19 protein-coding genes are annotated in these 17,870 nt (G+C 73.3%); 8 read left to right on the top strand and 11 right to left on the bottom strand.

Annotation, left to right across the window (positions count from 1 at the left end; all coding sequences use genetic code 11):
• Positions 1–51 precede the first annotated feature (51 nt).
• The 5 genes from ASD16_RS16055 to ASD16_RS16075 all read left to right on the top strand — a co-directional run bounded on the left by ASD16_RS16055 (position 52) and on the right by ASD16_RS16075 (position 3,850).
• On the top strand, positions 52–756 hold the full coding sequence (locus tag ASD16_RS16055) for an alpha/beta fold hydrolase (protein WP_055919654.1): 705 nt from the start codon (positions 52–54) through the stop codon (positions 754–756).
• Positions 757–848: 92 nt separating this feature from the next.
• Entirely contained in the window at positions 849–1,697 is an 849-nt protein-coding gene (locus tag ASD16_RS16060; protein ID WP_055919657.1) for a DUF4397 domain-containing protein, read from the top strand.
• Positions 1,698–1,762: 65 nt separating this feature from the next.
• Positions 1,763–2,410: a class F sortase gene (locus tag ASD16_RS16065; RefSeq protein ID WP_235523361.1), complete on the top strand. Its 648-nt coding sequence runs from the start codon at positions 1,763–1,765 to the stop codon at positions 2,408–2,410.
• A gap of 59 nt (positions 2,411–2,469) precedes the next feature.
• Complete coding sequence (locus ASD16_RS16070; protein ID WP_157453972.1) at positions 2,470–3,078, top strand: RNA polymerase sigma factor; 609 nt, start codon at positions 2,470–2,472, stop codon at positions 3,076–3,078.
• 7 nt (positions 3,079–3,085) lie between these two features.
• Positions 3,086–3,850 carry an anti-sigma factor gene (locus tag ASD16_RS16075; RefSeq protein WP_235523362.1) on the top strand — a complete coding sequence of 255 codons (765 nt, stop codon included), beginning with the start codon at positions 3,086–3,088 and terminating at the stop codon, positions 3,848–3,850.
• Positions 3,851–3,912: 62 nt separating this feature from the next.
• Here the strand turns inward: ASD16_RS16075 and ASD16_RS22285 are convergent, their stop codons facing one another.
• From ASD16_RS22285 to ASD16_RS16115, 7 genes are all read right to left on the bottom strand, one after another.
• Positions 3,913–4,230 carry a DUF6458 family protein gene (locus ASD16_RS22285; protein WP_235523363.1) on the bottom strand — a complete coding sequence of 106 codons (318 nt, stop codon included), beginning with the start codon at positions 4,228–4,230 and terminating at the stop codon, positions 3,913–3,915.
• A gap of 93 nt (positions 4,231–4,323) precedes the next feature.
• Positions 4,324–6,384: an alpha/beta fold hydrolase gene (locus ASD16_RS16085; protein ID WP_055919670.1), complete on the bottom strand. Its 2,061-nt coding sequence runs from the start codon at positions 6,382–6,384 to the stop codon at positions 4,324–4,326.
• 174 nt (positions 6,385–6,558) lie between these two features.
• On the bottom strand, positions 6,559–7,251 hold the full coding sequence (locus tag ASD16_RS16090; RefSeq protein WP_235523364.1) for an endonuclease domain-containing protein: 693 nt from the start codon (positions 7,249–7,251) through the stop codon (positions 6,559–6,561).
• Between the two features lie 540 nt (positions 7,252–7,791).
• A complete protein-coding gene (locus ASD16_RS16095; RefSeq protein ID WP_055919676.1) occupies positions 7,792–9,882 on the bottom strand; it encodes a cytochrome c oxidase assembly protein in 2,091 nt (696 codons plus the stop codon).
• Positions 9,883–10,081: 199 nt separating this feature from the next.
• A complete protein-coding gene (locus ASD16_RS16105; RefSeq protein WP_055919681.1) occupies positions 10,082–10,705 on the bottom strand; it encodes a copper resistance CopC family protein in 624 nt (207 codons plus the stop codon).
• Positions 10,702–11,403 carry a YcnI family protein gene (locus ASD16_RS16110; RefSeq protein WP_055919684.1) on the bottom strand — a complete coding sequence of 234 codons (702 nt, stop codon included), beginning with the start codon at positions 11,401–11,403 and terminating at the stop codon, positions 10,702–10,704. The genes ASD16_RS16105 and ASD16_RS16110 overlap by 4 nt, the downstream gene beginning before the upstream one ends.
• Positions 11,404–11,477: 74 nt before the next feature.
• The gene (locus tag ASD16_RS16115; protein WP_055919687.1) at positions 11,478–12,122 is read right to left on the bottom strand and encodes a hypothetical protein; all 645 of its coding nucleotides are present in this window, start codon (positions 12,120–12,122) and stop codon (positions 11,478–11,480) included.
• Between the two features lie 168 nt (positions 12,123–12,290).
• Here ASD16_RS16115 and ASD16_RS16120 point away from each other — a divergent pair, with 168 nt between their 5' ends.
• The 3 genes from ASD16_RS16120 to ASD16_RS16130 all read left to right on the top strand — a co-directional run bounded on the left by ASD16_RS16120 (position 12,291) and on the right by ASD16_RS16130 (position 15,004).
• The gene (locus ASD16_RS16120) at positions 12,291–14,072 is read left to right on the top strand and encodes an MDR family MFS transporter (protein ID WP_055919690.1); all 1,782 of its coding nucleotides are present in this window, start codon (positions 12,291–12,293) and stop codon (positions 14,070–14,072) included.
• 64 nt (positions 14,073–14,136) lie between these two features.
• The gene (locus tag ASD16_RS16125) at positions 14,137–14,598 is read left to right on the top strand and encodes a ubiquinol-cytochrome c reductase iron-sulfur subunit (protein WP_055919694.1); all 462 of its coding nucleotides are present in this window, start codon (positions 14,137–14,139) and stop codon (positions 14,596–14,598) included.
• Between the two features lies 1 nt (position 14,599).
• Positions 14,600–15,004 carry a hypothetical protein gene (locus ASD16_RS16130; protein WP_055919696.1) on the top strand — a complete coding sequence of 135 codons (405 nt, stop codon included), beginning with the start codon at positions 14,600–14,602 and terminating at the stop codon, positions 15,002–15,004.
• Here the strand turns inward: ASD16_RS16130 and ASD16_RS16135 are convergent.
• From ASD16_RS16135 to ASD16_RS21945, 4 genes are read right to left on the bottom strand one after another with little or no spacing between them, the layout of a single operon-like run.
• Positions 15,001–15,648, bottom strand: a complete 648-nt coding sequence (locus ASD16_RS16135) for a hypothetical protein (RefSeq protein WP_055919699.1) — start codon at positions 15,646–15,648, stop codon at positions 15,001–15,003. The two genes, ASD16_RS16130 and ASD16_RS16135, sit on opposite strands and share 4 nt — an antisense overlap.
• Positions 15,645–16,193, bottom strand: a complete 549-nt coding sequence (locus ASD16_RS16140) for a SigE family RNA polymerase sigma factor (RefSeq protein ID WP_200942972.1) — start codon at positions 16,191–16,193, stop codon at positions 15,645–15,647. Before ASD16_RS16140 ends, ASD16_RS16135 begins: the two co-directional genes overlap by 4 nt.
• Positions 16,190–17,209: an amidoligase family protein gene (locus ASD16_RS16145; RefSeq protein WP_055919701.1), complete on the bottom strand. Its 1,020-nt coding sequence runs from the start codon at positions 17,207–17,209 to the stop codon at positions 16,190–16,192. Before ASD16_RS16145 ends, ASD16_RS16140 begins: the two co-directional genes overlap by 4 nt.
• A gap of 38 nt (positions 17,210–17,247) precedes the next feature.
• Positions 17,248–17,799 (bottom strand): hypothetical protein, encoded by a 552-nt coding sequence (locus ASD16_RS21945; protein ID WP_055919704.1) that lies wholly within the window; start codon positions 17,797–17,799, stop codon positions 17,248–17,250.
• Positions 17,800–17,870: the final 71 nt, after the last annotated feature.

A 17,870-nucleotide genomic window follows, 5' to 3' on the forward strand; every position in this document is an offset into this window, starting at 1 on the left:
TGACACAAAGGTGACATCCCGGTGTCACCGGTCGAGGTCCACGCTGGATCCATGACCACTACTGCACTGATCCTGGTTCCCGGTTTCTGGCTCGGCGGCTGGGCGTGGGACGACGTCGTCGCCGCGCTGCCCGACGGGTTCGACGTCCACGCGCCGACCCTGCCCGGCCTCGAGCCCGACGCCGACCGTCGCCACATCACGCGCGCCGACCACGTCCGGGCGCTCACCGACCTCGTCGACAGCCTCGACGAGGATGTCGTCCTCGTCGGCCACAGCGGCGGCGGCGCACTCGTCGGCGAGGTCGTCGACCAGCGGCCCGACCGCGTGCGCCGCGCGATCTACGTCGACTCCGGTCCCCTGGAGACCGGCGCCGCCATCGACGCCTCCGCGACCGAGGAGGTCGAGGTCCCGCTGCCCACGTGGGAGGAGTTCGCCGCGCAGGGGTCCAGCATCGAGGGCATCGACGACGACGGGCTCGCGGAGTTCCGACGCCGCGCGGTGCCCCACCCGGCCCAGGTCGTCCGCGGTGCGGTGCACGTCAGCGACCCCCGCCGGTTCGACGTCCCCGCGACCGTGATCTGCACCAGCCTGCCGTCCGAGCAGCTCAAGCCCATGGCGCACGGTGGCCCGCCGTTCCACACCGAGCTCGGCTACACGCACGACCTCACCTACGTCGACCTGCCGACCGGGCACTGGCCGATGTTCTCGCGGCCGGCCGACCTCGCCGCAGCGATCGCGCAGGCCGCTCGCGCGTAGGTGCATCCGAGAACGGCCCGGCGAGTGAAGAGGGGGTGTCAGCACATCGGCCGCCCGACGTACCCGCCGGGCCAGTCCTCGAAGGACGCACCATGCGCGCACGCCTCCTGTCCGGCATCGCAGCCGGCACCCTCGCCCTCGTCACCCTCGCCGCAGTCCCGGCCTCGGCAGCCGACCCCGCCAAGCTGTCCGTCCTGCACGGCGTCCCCGGTCTGACCGTCGACGTCTGGGTCAACGGCGAGCGCACGCTCGACGACTTCACGCCGGGCAGCCTCGCGGGACCGCTCGACCTGCCCGCCGGCACGTACACGGTCGCGATCACCGCGGCCGACGCCGCCGACGCGAGCTCCCCCGCCATCGGTCCGGTCGACCTGGCGCTGGAGGCCGGCAAGAACTACACGGCCGTCGCGCACCTGGACGGCGCCGGCGCCCCGACCGCCACCCTGTTCACCAACGACATCTCCGCCACCGCCGCGGGCGAGGGCCGGCTCACCGTCCGCCACGTCGCCGCCGCACCCGGGGTCGACGTGCTCGCCGGCACCACGCCCGTGATCACCAACCTGACCAACCCGAACGAGAAGGTCCTGAACCTCCCCGCCGGCACGGTCTCGGCCAGCGTGACCGCCACCGGGACCACGACGCCCGCGCTCCTCGGCCCGGCCGACGTGCCGGTCGTCGAGGGCACCAGCACGATCGTCTACGCGTGGGGCAGCGCGACCGCGTCGCCCGCCACGCTGGCGCTCGCCACGCAGACCATCACCGGCCTGCACTCCAACCCGTCCGGCGTGAACGCCGGTGAGGTCGGCCTCGTGTCGGAGGACGGCACGTCCGCCTGGACGTTCGCGATCGCCGGGCTGGCCGTCGCCGGTCTGATCGGAGCAGCGTCCGTCCGTCGCGCGGCGACCCAGTCCGCCCGTCGCGCCGCCACCCAGCGGAGCTGACCGTTCCCATGATCACCACGTCGCGACCCGGGAGAGCGTCCGCGCCCTCCCGGGTCTCGGCACGCGTGCTCGCGACCGTCGCCGCACTCGGCACGGCGACGAGTCTGCTGACCGCGTGCACCGGCCCGGACCCCGCCTCCGGACCGGTGGTCGCGGCGTCGCCGTCCTCCACGGCGACGCCGCGACCGACCCCGCCCCCGGACCCGACTGGGCCGACCGTCCCCGTGGTCGAGGCGACCCTCGGTCCACCGGTCGCCGCCACCCCACCGCCCGTGCGGCTCGCCGTGCCGGACGTGGGGATCGACATGGCCGTCGACCCGGTCGGGGTGCGCGACGACGGCGAGATGGAGATCCCCGAGGACGCCGACCGTGCCGGCTGGTACAGGTTCGGGCCGGCCCCGGCCGACCCCGCCGGAGCGACCGTCGTCGCGGCGCACGTCGACAGCGTCCAGACGGGCATCGGGCAGTTCGCGAAGCTCCGTGACGTCGGGGTCGGGGCCGTCGTGACGGTGACGTCCGCCGACGGCGGGGTCCACGAGTACCGTGTCGTGACGGTCGAGAAGCTGCCGAAGGAGGGAGCGCCGGTCGACCAGTGGTTCGACCGTGCCGGCGCGCCACGGTTGGTGCTCGTGACCTGCGGTGGCACGTTCCGCCGCGACATCGGGCACTATACGGACAACGTCGTCGTCACGGCCGAGCCGATCAGTGGGTAGCCGTGACTACGCTGCTGAGCGCTCCTGCCGTCCGGGAGCCGACGAGGGAGGAGCCGTCCGTGAGCGCACCCGCGCCCGGGTCTGCTGACTCGTCGCGCCCGGCGCACCGGCTCGACCCGGACGGCGAGAACGTCGAGGAGCTCGGCGCCGCGTTCGCGCGAGGCGACGAGGCTGCGATCGCCGAGGCGTACCGACGCTGGTCCGGGCTCGTGCACACCGTCGCGCTCCGCTCGCTCGGCAGCGTCACCGACGCGGAGGACGTGACACAGCAGGTGTTCGTGGAGGCGTGGCGCAGCCGGGGACGGTTCGACCCGGACAAGTCGCGGCTCCCCGCCTGGATCCTGGGCATCACGCGGCACGTCGTCGCAGACACCCACGAGAAGCGGGCCCGCGACCGGCGGCTCCGGGACAAGTCGGTGGCCGGCGCGGCCGAGCTGCCCGTGCCGTCCGTCGACAACCGCGTGGTCGACCGGGTGGTCGTCGCCGACGAGCTCGACCGCCTCGGCGACCCGCAGCGCACCATCCTGCGGCTCGCGTTCTTCGACGACCTCACGCACGACCAGATCGCGCACAAGCTGGACCTGCCGCTGGGCACGGTCAAGAGCCACGTCCGGCGCAGTCTTGCCCGGTTGCGAACCCGATGGGAGGTGGACGGTGCCGTTCGATGAGTCCCACGTGGACGACGACCTGCTCGCGCTCCTCGCCCTCGGCGAGACCGCCGGCACCACCGCCGACCTCGCGCACATCGAGGAGTGCGAGCGGTGCACCGACGAGCTGACGTCCCTGCGCGACGTCGTCGGCCTCGCGCGGTCCGGGGGCGCCGACGCCGTGCTCGTCGCGCCCGCGCCACAGGTCTGGGACCGCGTCGCCGCGGAGCTCGGGCTGGCTGCGCCCGCGTCGGCCTCGTCGCCTGCGCCCCGCACTGCTGCCCCGTCGGCTGCGGACGCCACGTCGGCGTCGTCGTCTGCCGACACCATCGCCCCGGTCGTCCCGCTCGACTCGCGCCGACCCCGCGCCGGGCGCTGGATCGCCGCAGCCGCCGCCGTCGGTCTGGTGGTCGGCGGTGGCGCGACGTGGTGGATCGCCAACCAGCCCGACCCCACGACCGTGATCGCCACCGCGGTCCTGGAGCCGCTGCCGGGCTGGGACGCGACCGGGTCCGCTGTCGTCGAGACGCTGTCCGACGGTTCGCGGGTGCTCGTGGTCGACCTCGACCAGAGCGCGTCGTCGGACGACGGGTTCCGCGAGGTCTGGTTGCTCAAGCCGGACGTCAGCGGGCTCGTCAGCCTGGGCACCCTCGACGGGAGCTCCGGCCGGTTCGACCTGCCCGCAGGCCTCGATCTCGACCAGTTCTCCGTGGTCGACGTGTCCGAGGAGCAGTTCGACGGCGACCCCGCCCACTCCGGCGACTCGATCGTGCGCGGCCCGCTGGAGGCCTGAGCACGCTGACGGCATGAGAAACGCCCCCTCCGATCCGGAGGGGGCGTTCTCGTCGTGCTCGGTCAGACAGCCGGGGGCGCTGCCGGCGGCTGCTGCTGCTGGACCACGGGCTGCACGGGCTGCACCGGCTGGACCGGCTGCGCCACCGGGGCGGCCTGCGCCGGCGGCGCGTTCGGGGTGGTGCGCTGCTCGACGACCGCGGTGTGCGACGTGTTGCTGCGCTGCGCGTTGAGCACGATCGCCAGGATCAGCGCGATGACGCCCGCACCCATGCAGATGTACCCGATCACCGTGAGGTTGATCCCGTCGATGGCGTCACTGACGCCGAACGAGAGGATCGCGCCGATGACGATGAGGGCGATTCCGCCTCCGATACCCATAGTCGGTCCTTCCGTCGAGCCGGGCGCGGGTCGCTCGGCCTCGACCGGCGAGTCTGGCCCGGACCGGGCGACCTCGCATGTTGAGAGCGCTCTTTACCCCAGGATCTCGGGATAAACCGGGCTATTCTCACCCGTCCGGGCGAGCACGTGCTCCGCCAGGAACGCCTCCACCACCTGGTACCAGACGATCGCGTGCTGCGGGCTGAGCACCCAGTGGTTCTCGTCGGGGAAGTACAGGAACCGGTGCGGCGTCTTCCCCTCGTCGTCGGCGGGCAGACCGCTCCGGGACAGCAGCTCGTACCAGAGGCGCAGCCCCTCGCCGATCGGCACGCGGTAGTCCTTGTCGCCGTGCACGACGAGCATCGGCGTGACGATCTGCTCGACGAACCGGTGCGGTGAGTTCTCGAGCGCCATCTCGAGCGTCATCTCGCGCTCCCAGTAGTAGGCCGCGTCCGTCGTCGGCCCGAACTGGTCCAGCGCCCACAGGCTCGCGTGCGTGACGATCGCCCGGAACCGGTCGGTGTGCCCCGCCACCCAGTTGGCCATGTAGCCGCCGAACGACCCGCCCATCGCGGCCGTCCGAGTCTCGTCGATGTCGTCCCGCGCCTCCACGGCGTCGGTGATGGCCAGCAGGTCCGTGTACGGCGCCGCACCCCACGCCCCCCACCCGGCCTGCACGAAGTCCTGGCCGTAGCCGGTCGACAGCGCCGGGTCCGGCAGGAGGACCGCGTAGCCGCGCGCGACGAGGATCCACGGGTTCCACCGCCACGACCACGCGTTCCACGACCCCAGCGGACCGCCGTGGATCCACAGGAGCAGCGGCGCCTTCCCATCGCCCTCGGGCAGCGCCAGCCATCCGCGGACACGCCGACCGTCCGACGCGGTCGTCTCCACCTCGGTGAGCGTGCCCGGCAGCTCCGGCGTCGCGGCCGGGCTGCGCAGCGCTGTCGTCGCGCCGGTCTCCAGGTCGATCCGCACCGGGTGCGACGGCGCCTCGTACGACGTCCGCAGCGCGAACGCCACCGAACCGTCGGGGCTCACCGACACGTCCGTGAACGTGGCGTCGTCGCTGGTCAGCCGCGTGACCTCGTCGGACTCCAGGTCGATCCGGAACACCGGTCCGCGACCGTCGTCGTCCGCCGACACGAGCAGGCCGGTGCTGTCGGGCAGCCAGACCGGGTGCTGCGGCCACCGGTCCCAGCTCTCGACGAGCGTCCGCGGCTCACCACCCGCCAGCGCGGCGAGCTGGAGCGTGACTCGAGGGGCGTCGTGCGGTGTCGACACGGTCTCGCGGACGTAGGCGACCCACTGCCCGTCCGGCGAGATCGCGGGCGACCAGAGGTCCGCGGCGGGGTCGTCGACGAGCACCCGGTGCTCCCCCGACGCCACGTCGACCGCGACGAGCCGCCCCCGCTGCGACCCGCGCGCGAGCGGCTGGTTCCACCCGGTCACCACCGTGCGCCCGTCGGCGCTGATGGCGGCTGCCTGCTCGACCAGCGCCGACCGTGCCCCCGGCGTCACGTCCGTGAGCGTGAGCCGGGGGTCCTTGGCGCCGGCCAGGGGCGCGACGACGTCCGTGCCGATGTCCGCGACGAACCAGTGCGGCGACTCCGGCCCCAGGTCGTGGTCCCAGAACCGGACCGGGTAGCCGTCGTGCAGGATCGCCGCGACCTTCTTCTCCTTGCGGGCCTTGCGCAGCTTCTCGTCGGTCTCCGCGTCGGTCGCGCTCGGCAGGACGTCCGAACCGACCAGCACGACGTCGGCGTCCCGCGCCACCTGGACACCGCCCAGGCCCGCCGCCCGGTCCGCGACCACACGCGCCTCCGCACCGTCGCGCGGCATCAGCCACAGCGCCGGCACCGGCTCGTCGTCGTCCGCCTTGCCGTCCGGGTCCGGCCGCGCGCTGGTGAACAGCAGGTCCCCGTTCTGCGTGAACGCGGCGCTGGCCTCCCCCTTGGCGCTCCGCGTCAGCCGCCTGGCGGGCTTCTCCCCGGTGGGGTCCACCTCCCACAGCGCGGTCACGAACTTGGTCGACTTGCCATCGAGCGTCGCGACGCTCGTCACCAGCCGCGACCCGTCCGGCGACAGCACCAACCCACTGACCCGAGGAATGGCGACGTACTGCTCCAGCTCATGAAAGGGCGTAGAAGTCATGCGGCCCGTCCTATCACCGGTTGCTGGGCGATGTCCCGATGGCGACGCCCGCGACCAAGCCATGGCTGACGTATCCGCCCCGATCACCGTCACCCACGGCTTGTTCCCGGGAGCAGTCCCAGAGGGCGGCCGCGACCAAGCCATGGGGGACGTTCGGGTGGTCGTGTGCGTCAGTCATGGCATGGTCGGTCGTCGGGTCAGTGCCGCGCGGATCGCTGTCGGGATGACGGTGCGTGCTGCGATGTCGGCCGACGTGAACCGCAGCAGCTCGACCCGGCCCGTCGCGAGCAGCGCGTTCTGACGTCGGCGGTCATGCAGCACCGCGTCCGGTGTCTCGTGGAACTCGCGCCCGTCGATCTCCGCGATGAGCCACCGGTCGCCGCCCAGCTGCCACCCGAGGTCGCCTCGTCCGAGGAACCGCCCATCGTCGTCGCGGATCTCGACCTGCAGCCGGTCGGGCGCAACCCCGGCGTCGATGCACTGCAGCCTCGCGAACGTCTCCAACGGCGACTCCGCGCCGGGGTCGACGAGGTCCCACCACTCGGCACACCGAGACGAGCCCCGGCGTCCGAGGACTCGCTGCCGGACCTCGTCGAGCGACTGCCCGGTCAGGAGCCCTCGGAAGAGCACGTCATCCAGAACCGCTATCGCGTTGTCCCGAGGCAGCTCGGGGACCGACTGTGCCAGCGCAGGTACGAGCGCGCTGACCGCACGGCTCCCGAACCGCTCGGCCTCGACCTCGCGGAACTGGCGGACACGGATGCCGTCGCGCACCCGCCGTGGATGAGTCGACGGGAGGGCGACCTCCGGCACGATGCTCGCCGGAAGGCCGCGCACCCCGTGCAGGGCGAGTGCGCACGATCCCACGGCGACTGCCGTCGGACCGTGGGCGAGCATCCCGAGCCACGCCGCGCGTCGGCGTCGACCATCGGCGTCCGACCGTCGGTCGACCGTCGGGGTGAGGTCGTAGACCCCGTGGGTCGCACGTCGCCACTCGCCGCTGTGGACGCGGCGCGCTCGCTGTCCGGCCGTGACGCTCGCGTCCGCACACTGTCCGGCCGAGACGAGACCCTCCTGGCGCAGAGCGAGCGCCACCAGAGACCGCGGAACTGCCTGTGTCGCACCCACCGCGTCATCACAGCGCGGACGACGCCCGCCGAACGCATCCACCACCCGCCCGGTGGACGTCGCGTCGCCCCGCCGGGCTGTGGTCGTCTCGCCGAGCTGCGACGACCACGTCATGAGTGTCGCGACGGGCGCGTCCCGCAGCATCCATGGCTTGGTCGCCGTGCCGGGTTCCTGCGACCAAGCCATTCGCGTCGCGACCGGACCGCTCCCCGGCACCCATGGCTTGGTTGCGCCGCCGACCGACGGGGGGCGCCCTCGGGAGCCGTCCGGTGCCGGTGGTCAGGCCGGTGGGTGGGTGTCGCGGTCGGCCAGGTCGGCCAGCATCGCGTTGTACTCGTCCAGCTCCACGTCGCCGTCGCGGTCGACCTGGCGGTCGCGGCGGCGGGCGGTGCGGTCGTCGTCGCGGGACCACGCGAGCGCGACGCCGATCGCCAGGGCCAGGGTCGGGATCTCGCCGATGCCCCAGGTGATCGCGCCGCCGAGCTGCTGGTCGGCGATCGCGGACGGTCCCCAGGGGCGGCCCATGAGCCCGAACCAGTCGGCGACCAGCAGCACGTCGCCGGACACGAGAGTCACGCCGAAGAACGCGTGGAAGACCATCGTCGCGAACAGCAGGAGGAGCCGCTGCGGGTACGGGAGCCGGCGCGGGCCGGGGTCGATGCCGACGAGCGCGTTCACGAACAGGTACCCGGCGGCGGTGAAGTGCACGACCATCGCCAGGTGGCCGACGGGGCTGCGCAGCGACCACTCGAACAGGCCCGAGTAGTAGAAGAGCAGCATCGACCCGATGAAGTTCACGGCGGCGACGACCGGGTGCGCGAGGAAGTGGCCGACGTGGCTGTCGACGATGGTGAGGATCCACTCGCGGGGGCCGCGGGAGTCGTCGTCGCGCAGCTGTGTCGAGCGGACCGGGAGGGCGCGCAGAGCGAGGGTGACGGGCGCCGAGAGCGCGAGGAACAGCGGCACGACCATCGCGAGCACCATGTGCTGGACCATGTGCGCGCTGAACAGGACGTGCCCGAAGAGGGCGGGTCCGCCGTTGGTGGCCCAGAAGAACAGGACCATGCCGAGCGTCCACGACGCGGCGCGGGCCATCGACCAGGAGTCCCCGCGCCGACGCAGGCGCAGCACCCACCGCCAGTACACGAACAGCCCCGCGACGGCCGCGGACGCGAGCACCAGGTCCCAGCGCCACTCGGTGACCCAGAGCAGCCCGCTCGGCTCGGGCGGCAGCGGGTGCCCGGTGAGCTGGTAGGCGGGCGACGGGTCGGCGGGCGGCTCCTCGGGCACGGGCGGCGCGGTCTCCCCGAGCGCGACGGCCACCCCCGAGACGGCCCCCATGACGGTCAGCTCGACGAGGACCAGGCGCCAGAACAGCCAGTCGGTGGTGCGGGTGGCCAGCTGCGGCAGGACGGTCCGGCGGTGCGCGAGCCCGAGCAGCCCGAGCACGCCGAACAGGGCGACCTTGGCCAGCAGCAGCAGACCGTAGGTGGTGGTGAGGTCGCTCCAGGTGGTCGTCCGCAGCAGGCCGTTGACCAGCCCCGACACCGCCACGGCGACGAAGCACCAGCCGGCGATGACCGAGTACCGCGCGACCGACGCCGACAGGTCGGTGCCCACCCGTCGGACCAGGAGCGCGAGGGCTGTGAGCGCGCCGATCCAGATCGCGGCGCCGACCAGGTGGACCACCATCGACGACGTCGCGATGTCGTGCCCCGAGGCGCCGGCGGCGTGGCCGAGCTGCGCCTGCTGCCAGAGCGCCACGAGCACGATCGCGGCGGTCCAGGCGGCCCCGGTGGGCGTGGTGACGACGAGCGCGAGCGCGGTGGTGACCGCCGCGACCGTCGTGATGAGCAGCAGCGTGCGGCCGAGGTCGATCTGCGTGACGAAGACGCCGAGCTCCGCGCCGAACGAGTCCGAGTTCAGCGGGCGGCCCGCGACGTTCGCGTAGGTGAGCACCAGGTGCACGATCGACAGGAGCGTCCAGGTGCCCGCGGCGAACCCGGCCACGAGCGTGCTGCGCGGGTACGCCCGCCCGTCCGCGGTGCCGATGCCGGCGCGGGCGGTGCGGGTCGACGCGACGGAGGCGCGGCGCGGGAGCACGCACACTGCCAGGACGAGCGCGCCGAGCGTCACCGACCCCGCGAGCTCGGTGAGCGTCTCCGTCGCGGGCAGGCCCCAGCGCACGGCGGCGCCGGGGTCGCGGAGCAGCGCCGGGAGCGCCGCACCCGAGAACGCGACACCGAGCAGCGCGGCGGCCACGGCGGCGAGCACCAGCGCGAGCACGCGCCAGGGGCTCGGGGGCCGACGCGCGTCGACCCCCGGCCCACCGGCACCCGCGCGGCCGGCGCTCGTCACCGGCGCAGTCATCCGACCAGCGTAGGTCGCCGCAGCGACCGGTCCGACATGCCGTCGGTCACGTCCCGGACGACCGCGGTGGGTCGCTCGACGTCGTTTCCGGACGACGCCCGGACGACCCCTGCGTACGGCCCGCTCACGGACCCTGCGCCGGGCCGTACGGGCGGAGACATCGAGCGGCCGCCCACGGACGCTGCGACGTGGAGCATGCTCACGGGGCCGGGACACCCGGGTCCGTCGGCGGTCCGGTCGGTGGCCGCCTCAGCAGCAGCCACGCGACGATGCCGCCGACCACGACGAGCGCGGCGACGATCCCGATGAGGACCGCCCCGGACACGCGCCCCTCCGAGGCGGCCGGAGTCGGCGACGGCGACGGGCTCGGTGACGCCGACTCGCTCGCCTGGACCTCGGCGGAGGTCGTCGGGGTCGGGCTCGGCGCCGGCGTCGTCGCCCCGTACGTCATGGACTCGGCGGCCGTGAACGTGAACTGGTCCTCGATGGGGTGCCCGTCGGCGGACGTGACGCGGTAGATGACGGTGTACTCGCCGGCGGGCAGCTCACCGGTGACGGCCTGCGAGACGGTGTTGTCGACGAGGATCGGCGGCCCGATGTTCACCATCACGTCGTCGGCGGTGTGGACCATGATCGTCGTCCCGACGAACAGCACCGGCTCGTTGAACGTCAGCGAGACGGTCTCGGGGACGTAGGGCACGGTGGACCCGGCGGCCGGGTCGGTGCTCTGCAGGACGTTGTGCGCCTGGGCGGCGGGCGCGCCGAGGACGACAGCCGCCAGGGCGAGCGTGAGGGTGACGAGCCCGCCGAGGAGCCGGGTCATGCGTCACCGCGCCGACGACCCAGCACCACGATCACGAGGGCAGTCGCGCCGAGGGCGAGACCGACCCCGCCGAGGACGCGGGCGAGTGTGTCGGGCTCGGACGTCGTCGGGGTGGCCGCGGTGACCACCGCGGCCTGCTCGACGACGGCGGCGTCGGACTCCGCGTCGGTCGTCGTCAGCTCCGGTGCGGGGTGCGCGGGCTCCTCGCCACCCTCCTCCGCGACGTCGACCCAGTCCACGACCGTGCCGTCGGTGTACGTCTGGTGCGCCGGCAGGACCAGGTGGGTGCCGGCCTCGGGCAGCGGGCCGGTGGACACCTCGAACTCCTGGAACTGGCCGTCGACGATCTCGGCGCCGGGCTCCGCGGTCCACACGACGCGCGAGGGCGCCTCGGTCAGCGTGGTCCCGAAGAAGTCGACGGGTTCGGGCAGGGGGGCGGTCTCGACGGTGGCCGTCCAGCCGGGCAGCGGCTTGGTGGAGACCGACAGGAGAGGCGTGCCCGTCGGGAGGTCGACCGTGACCTGCGACGTCGCGGCGGTCTGCGACTCGTTGGGGACGCGGAAGGTGAGCACGGTCCATCCTCCTGCGGTGGTCTGCTCGGGGACCACCCGGACGTGTGCGGACGCGTTGGTGACGGGGAGGACGGCGAGGGCGAGCGCGACGAGGGTGGTCGCGCCGAGACGGCTGATCGGACGCATGAGAGGTCCCCTTCGGGGAGGCAGTGGTGGGTCGACGGCGGGCGCGCACGCACGAACCCCCCGACCGCTGCCGATCAGCGCGGGGGGACCGTGGGCGACTGCCACGCGGGCGGACCGCGCAGGGGGACGACGTCACGCCACCAGGCGTGCCCGGACCAGGGGACCTCGGCCGGCGTCGGCAGCGAGGGACGGGGGACGACGACGACGGTCGCGGGGCCACCGACGAGCGGACGCAGCCACGCCGCGAGCCACCACAGCGCGCGGTCGGCGCCGACGAGGACGAGGGCGGCCACGACCGTCGCGACGACGTGCAGCACGAGCATCGCGGACGCACCGAGCAGCGGTTGTGCGAGTCCGGGGTCGACCGCGGTGCACGCCGTCTGCGACTGCATGACCATGCCCGGGTGGTGCTCGTGCCCGAAGAGGGCAGCCTGGTCCGTCGCGCCCGGCATGCACGCCATCGACGTGAACAGACTGAACGACGAGTGCACCGCGAGCTGCCCGACGCCGAGGAGCGCGACCGCTCCGACCGGCCCGAGCCGGCGGCCCGTGAGGACCACGGCGGCGGCCAGCACGATCGCGGTCAGGCTGACGACGACCACGAACGGCGGGAGCGCCCCTCCGGCGAGCACGTGCGCGAGGGCCGCGAGCGCGACGGTCACCACGGCGACGACGGCCCCGCGCGCGAGGCGCAGCGGGCCGGTCGCGGGCGTAGGCATGCTCGACACCGTAACGGTGACGGGCGACCGGCGTCCCTCGCGCTGAAGCGTTTATCCGCCGCTCGGACGCGGGGCGAGAAACCCTGTGGCGGGGAACATATCGCGGGTGCACCGTTGTTGCGGCACGTTAGTTGTCCTGCGCAATCATTCCCCGGCCGAGAAGGTCTCATGCCCCCTCAGCACACCGCCGTCCCTGAGCGGCAGACGTTCGTCCCCCCGACGCACCGCGAGATCCTCACGATCCTCGGCGGCCTGATGCTCGGCATGTTCCTCGCCGCGCTCGACCAGACGATCGTCGCGACGTCCATCCGGACCATCGGCGACGACCTGCACGGCCTGTCCCTGCAGGCGTGGGTGACCACCGCGTACCTGCTGACCGCGACGATCTCGACGCCGCTGTACGGCAAGCTCTCCGACATCTACGGCCGCAAGCCGCTGTACCTGATCTCCATCTCGATCTTCGTGGTGGGCTCGCTGCTCTCCGGCACCGCCGACTCCATGTACCAGCTGGCGGTCTACCGCGGCATCCAGGGCCTGGGCGCCGGTGGCCTCATGGCGCTGGCGATCACGATCCTCGGTGACCTCGTCGCCCCCCGCGAGCGCGCCCGCTACCAGGGCTACTTCCTCGCGGTGTTCGGCACGGCGTCGGTGCTCGGGCCCGTCGTCGGCGGGTTCTTCGCGGGCGCGGAGACCATCCTCGGGATCACGGGCTGGCGCTGGGTCTTCCTCATCAACGTGCCCATCGGCATCCTCGCGATCATCGTCGTCACGCGCGTGCTGCACCTGCCGCCGCTGAAGCGGGTCGACCACAAGATCGACTACCCGGGTGCGCTGGCGCTGGTCGTGGCGCTCGTGCCGCTGCTGGTGGTCGCCGAGCAGGGCCGGATCTGGGGCTGGGACTCCCCGCGCTCGCTGGCCTGCTACGTCATCGGCGTGCTCGGTGTCGCCGCGTTCATCCTGGCCGAGCGGTACGCCAAGGCCGACGCGATCCTGCCGCTGTACCTGTTCCGGAACCGCACGTTCTCGGTGGGTGCCGCCGCCAACACGGTGATCGGCCTCGGCATGTTCGGCGGGCTCGCGACGCTGCCGCTGTACCTGCAGATCGTCAAGGGCCAGACGCCCACCGAGGCCGGACTGACCCTCATCCCCTTCACGCTCGGGATCATGACGGGCTCGATCGTCGCTGGTCAGACGACCTCACGTACCGGCCGCTACAAGGCCTTCCCGGTGATCGGCACGATCCTCATGGGGCTGGGCGCCCTGTTCTTCTCCCGCCTCGAGGCGGGCACCACGCTGCCGTTCGTGTTCGCCGTGTCGATCCTCTTCGGGCTCGGGCTGGGCTTCACGATGCAGCCGCTGGTGCTGGCCGTGCAGAACGCCGTCGAGGTCCGGGACATGGGCGTCGCGACGTCGTCGTCGCTGTTCTTCCGGCAGATGGGCGGCACCCTGGGGACCGCCGTGTTCCTGTCGGTGCTGTTCTCGACGGTCGGCCCGAACATCGCTGCCGCGTTCCGGACCGCGTCGCAGACGCCGGAGTTCCAGGCGGCGGTCGCCGACCCGGCGGTCGTGGCCGACCCCGCGAACGCACCCGTCCTCGGGATGCTGCAGGGCGGCGGCGCGGTGCCGTCGCTGGACGACTCGTCGTTCATCAACGCCCTCGACCCGCGGCTCGCGCAGCCGTTCCTCGACGGCTTCGCCCAGTCGGTGGACACCGTGCTGCTGCTGGCCGCGTTCATCATGGTGTTCGGCGTGATCCTCACGATCATGCTTCCCGAGCTGCCCCTCCGGAACGTGTCCGGCATCCAGGGCCGGTTCGACGACGACGCCGCGGCGGCTGCCGGCGCCACCGCGGTCGGCGGGGTCACCGCAGTCGTCGCCGACGAGGCCGCCGTGGACCGTGCGGAGCGTGTCGGGTCGGAGCACCCTGGAACTGGTGCCCCGCCCGGGTGAACCTCGACGGGCCCGGCATCGTGACACAGGTGTCAGCCCCACCAGGTCCGAGCCGGAGGTCCCGATGTCCGCGACTGCACAGAGCACCCCCCACACCTGCGACGGCTGCCTGGACCGGCGGGAGGTGCTGGTCCGGGCCGGTCTGGTGACCATGGGCGTCGCCGCCGCGGGTGTGCTCGCCGCGTGCGGCGGCTCCGACACCCCGACCGACGCGGCGCCCGCGGCGAGCGACGGGACGCTGGCGCAGCTGTCCGACATCCCTGTGGGCGGCGCGATCTCCGCGCAGCTCTCCGACGGCCAGCCGATCATCCTGGTGCAGCCCGAGAAGGGCACCGTGGTCGCCCTGACGGCGGTCTGCACGCACCAGCAGTGCACCGTCGCGCCGGACGGTGCCGAGCTGAAGTGCCCGTGCCACGGCTCGGTCTACGACCTGACCGGCGCCAACGTCTCCGGCCCGGCGCCCTCCCCGCTCGCGCAGTTCGACGTCCACATCAGCAACGGAGCCGTCGTCAACGGGAAGGCGTGAGATGGGCTGGCGTACCGGCTGGCTGGCCGGCTCGGACCTCCTTCGGGCACTCCTGTCCGCGTGCGTCATGCTCTCGGCCGTCGTGCACCTGGACCTGTGGGCCAACGGCATGAACACGCTCGACGTCGTCGGACCCGCGTTCCTGCTCAACGGCGTCGGCGGGCTGGTGCTCGGCGTCCTCGTCCTGGTCTGGCGGCACTGGCTGCCGCTGCTCGGCGCGATCGGGTTCGGCGTCGCGACGCTGACGGCGTTCATCATCTCGACCACGCCCGGCGGGTTCTTCGGGGTGCACGAGCAGTGGGTGGGCATCCCGGTGTGGCTGTCGGCGATCTCGGAGATCGGCGCGATCGTGCTGGGCGTCGCGGCACTCCTGGTGGAGCGCCGCGCGCCCGTACCGGTCGCCTAGTCCAGAGGCAGCGTCTGCCCGTCGAGCAGCAGCTGTCCCGCCTTTGCCTTGGTCTCGAACGGCTCGGTGTGCCACAGCTCCCCGAGCGTCGCGACGTCCTCGCTGGTGTAGCCGGCCGCCCAGAACGCATCGACCAGGGCCTGGTCGACGTCCACCGGCTGCGCGGCGGCGCCACCCGGCGCGACCGGGGGCATCTGCCCGTCGAGGAGCAGCTGCCCGGCCTGCGCCTTGGTCGCAGTCGCATCGAGGTGCCACAGGTCCGCGAGCGCCTCCATGTCCTCGACGGTGTAGCCCGCGCCCCAGAACGCCTCGTACTGCTCACGGCTGTACCCGTCGGGCATCGCCGACCACTCGAGGCCCACGGACTGCGCGACGTCCTCGACCACCCGGGCGACGCCCGAGTAGGGGTTGGCCGCGGCTGCTGCGCCCGCACCGGCGACGGCCAGCGCCGAGATGACCGCACCGGCGGCGACGACCTTCCCGCCCCGGCGCACGAGGGTCGTGACCGTCGCCTGCGGCGGGTGCGCGAGGGCCGTCTGCAGCCGCGCCGCGACGACGGCCGGGTCGGGCTGGTCGGCCTCGCGCGAGTGCAGGGCGCGGCTGATCCGGGCGATCAGCTCGTCGTCGTGCGGGTGGGTGCTCATCGCTGCTCCGGTCGGGTCGAGAGGTCGGTGTCGCGCAGGGTGGCCAGCGCTCGGCTGGCGTGGGACCGGACGGTGGCCGGGGAGGTGCCGAGGACCTCGGCGATCTCCGCGTCGCTGAGGCCCTCGTAGTACCGCAGGACCAGCACGGTGCGTTGTCGCGGGGGCAGCGCCTCGAGTCGCCCCCACATCGCGTCCTCCTCGACGACACCGTGCGCGTGGTCGCCGTGCGACTCCGCGTGGGCGGCGAGGGTCTCGTCGGTCGCGGGCCGGATGGTCCGCACGTGCCACCGGCGACGCCACGAGAGGTGCTCGTTGGTGACCATCCGGCGCAGGTAGAGGTCGGGCCGCTGCATGAGGGAGATCCGCGTCCAGCGCACGTGGGCGCGCAGGAGGACCTCCTGGACCAGGTCCGCGGCGGTGTGCCCGTCGCCCGTCAGGACCGTCGCGTACCGCAGGAGCCCGGCGAGGTGGACCCGCACCAGGTCGTCCAGCACCGGCTCCGGGTCGACCACCGGGATCGCCGCGCTGTCCGTCCCGGCGATCACAGGCGGACCCCGAGAAGGTCGCCCAGAGTCGCGTCCTCGCCGGGGCGCGGCAGCGGGACCGGGTCGAGGCACCGGGCGAGCAGGGCCTCGACGAGGGCTGCGCGCCGCACGATGGTCGGCCCGTCGATCGCGCCGGGCAGGATCCGCACCTCGAGCGTGTCGCGCAGCGGCGTGCCCGTGACCAGCTGCGTGAGGTTGACGTCGGCGTACTTGGTCAGGCCCGTGGCCTGCGCCCGTGCGTCGTCGCTCGTCTCGACGAGGTCCAGCAGGGCGTCGGGCAGCGGAGCCAGCCGGCGGCATACCGGGTTGGTCTCCAGTGCCGCCCACAGCTGCTGCCGCCAGTGCCCGAACAGCCGCACGACGTTGGCGAAGGCCTCGGGCCGGCGGAACGGTGCCCCGTCGACGTGCAGGTGCACCGCGGCCTCCTGCGGGACGGTGAAGCCGAGCTCGCGCGCGGGGACCAGCAGCCGTTCGAGCGCCGCCGCGTGGCCGGTCTCGATCGGCGGCGTGATGACCTCGCACGGACGCTCGCGCCCCGCCGGCAGCGGCATCGCGACCGCGACCGTGGCGCCGCGGGCGTCGTCGACCCGAGCTGCGCGGCCGATGACCTCCGTGCGCACCCCGAACAGCTCGGCGACCGGGTCCAGCACCGTGGTCAGCGAGGCGTCGGGGTCGGCGTGCCGCTCGATCAGCCGCAGCAGCCGGGCGTCGTCGCACAGGACGCGGTACCACCCGCGACGCCCCGGGCCCCCGGGCTGGAGGTCGGCCTCGATGGTGATGTCGTCGACCAGCCGCGCTACCGGACGCCCGTGAGCGTCGACCACGTCGAACGCGGGCGACAGGTGCCGGAAGACACCGACGCCCGGCACGACCGACGGCTCGGAGTCCGTGTGGAAGGACCGCCGCACCTGACCGCCCAGGCGCGCGGCGAGCTCGTCGGCCAGCACCTGCCGGTCCGATCCCGCGGGGGCCAGCAGCTCGATCTCGAACCCGGTCCGCAGCGACAGCTCGTCCACGTCGTTCTCCTCACGCAGGGTCGTGCCGGGCGACGGGCTCAGGACTGGCCGGCGGGCGTCCCGCTGGGGGCCACGGGAGGAGTCTGCCCGTCCAGGATCAACTGACCCACCCGCGCCTTGGTCTCGACGAACTCGGTGTGCCAGATCGCGCCGATCGCCTGGATGTCCTCCGCGGTGTACCCGGCGTCCCAGTACGCCTGGAACTGCTCGTCGGTGAGCACGGCCGTGGGTTCGGTCGTCTCGGCGCCCCCGGCAGGCAGCGGCACCGGCTGCCCGTCGAGGAGCAGCTGCCCGGCCCGCGCCTTGGTCTCGGTGGTGCCGAGGTTCCACAGCGCGCTGAGCTCGTCGACGTCCTCGGCGGTGTACCCCGCACCCCAGAACGCCTCGTACTGCTCCGGCGTGTACCCCTCCGGCATCGTCGACCAGTCGACACCCGCGGACTGCAGGATCCCGGTGACCGACCGGGACAGGGCCGACGTCGGCGCCGCCGCGGCCGCGATCCCCGTGCCGGCGACGCACAGACCGGCGGCGACGACGCCGATGGCCACGAAGCGGCGGGTGGGGCGGTGGTTCGAGGTGGTGACGTCCATGGGGGCCTCCGGGCTGCGTGCGGATGTGCGTACCCACCTAGAACGCGGCTCGACGCCCAGGTGTGCAGTCC

It is taken from the genome of Cellulomonas sp. Root485 (assembly GCF_001426705.1).
Classification (GTDB): Bacteria; Actinomycetota; Actinomycetes; order Actinomycetales; family Cellulomonadaceae; genus Cellulomonas.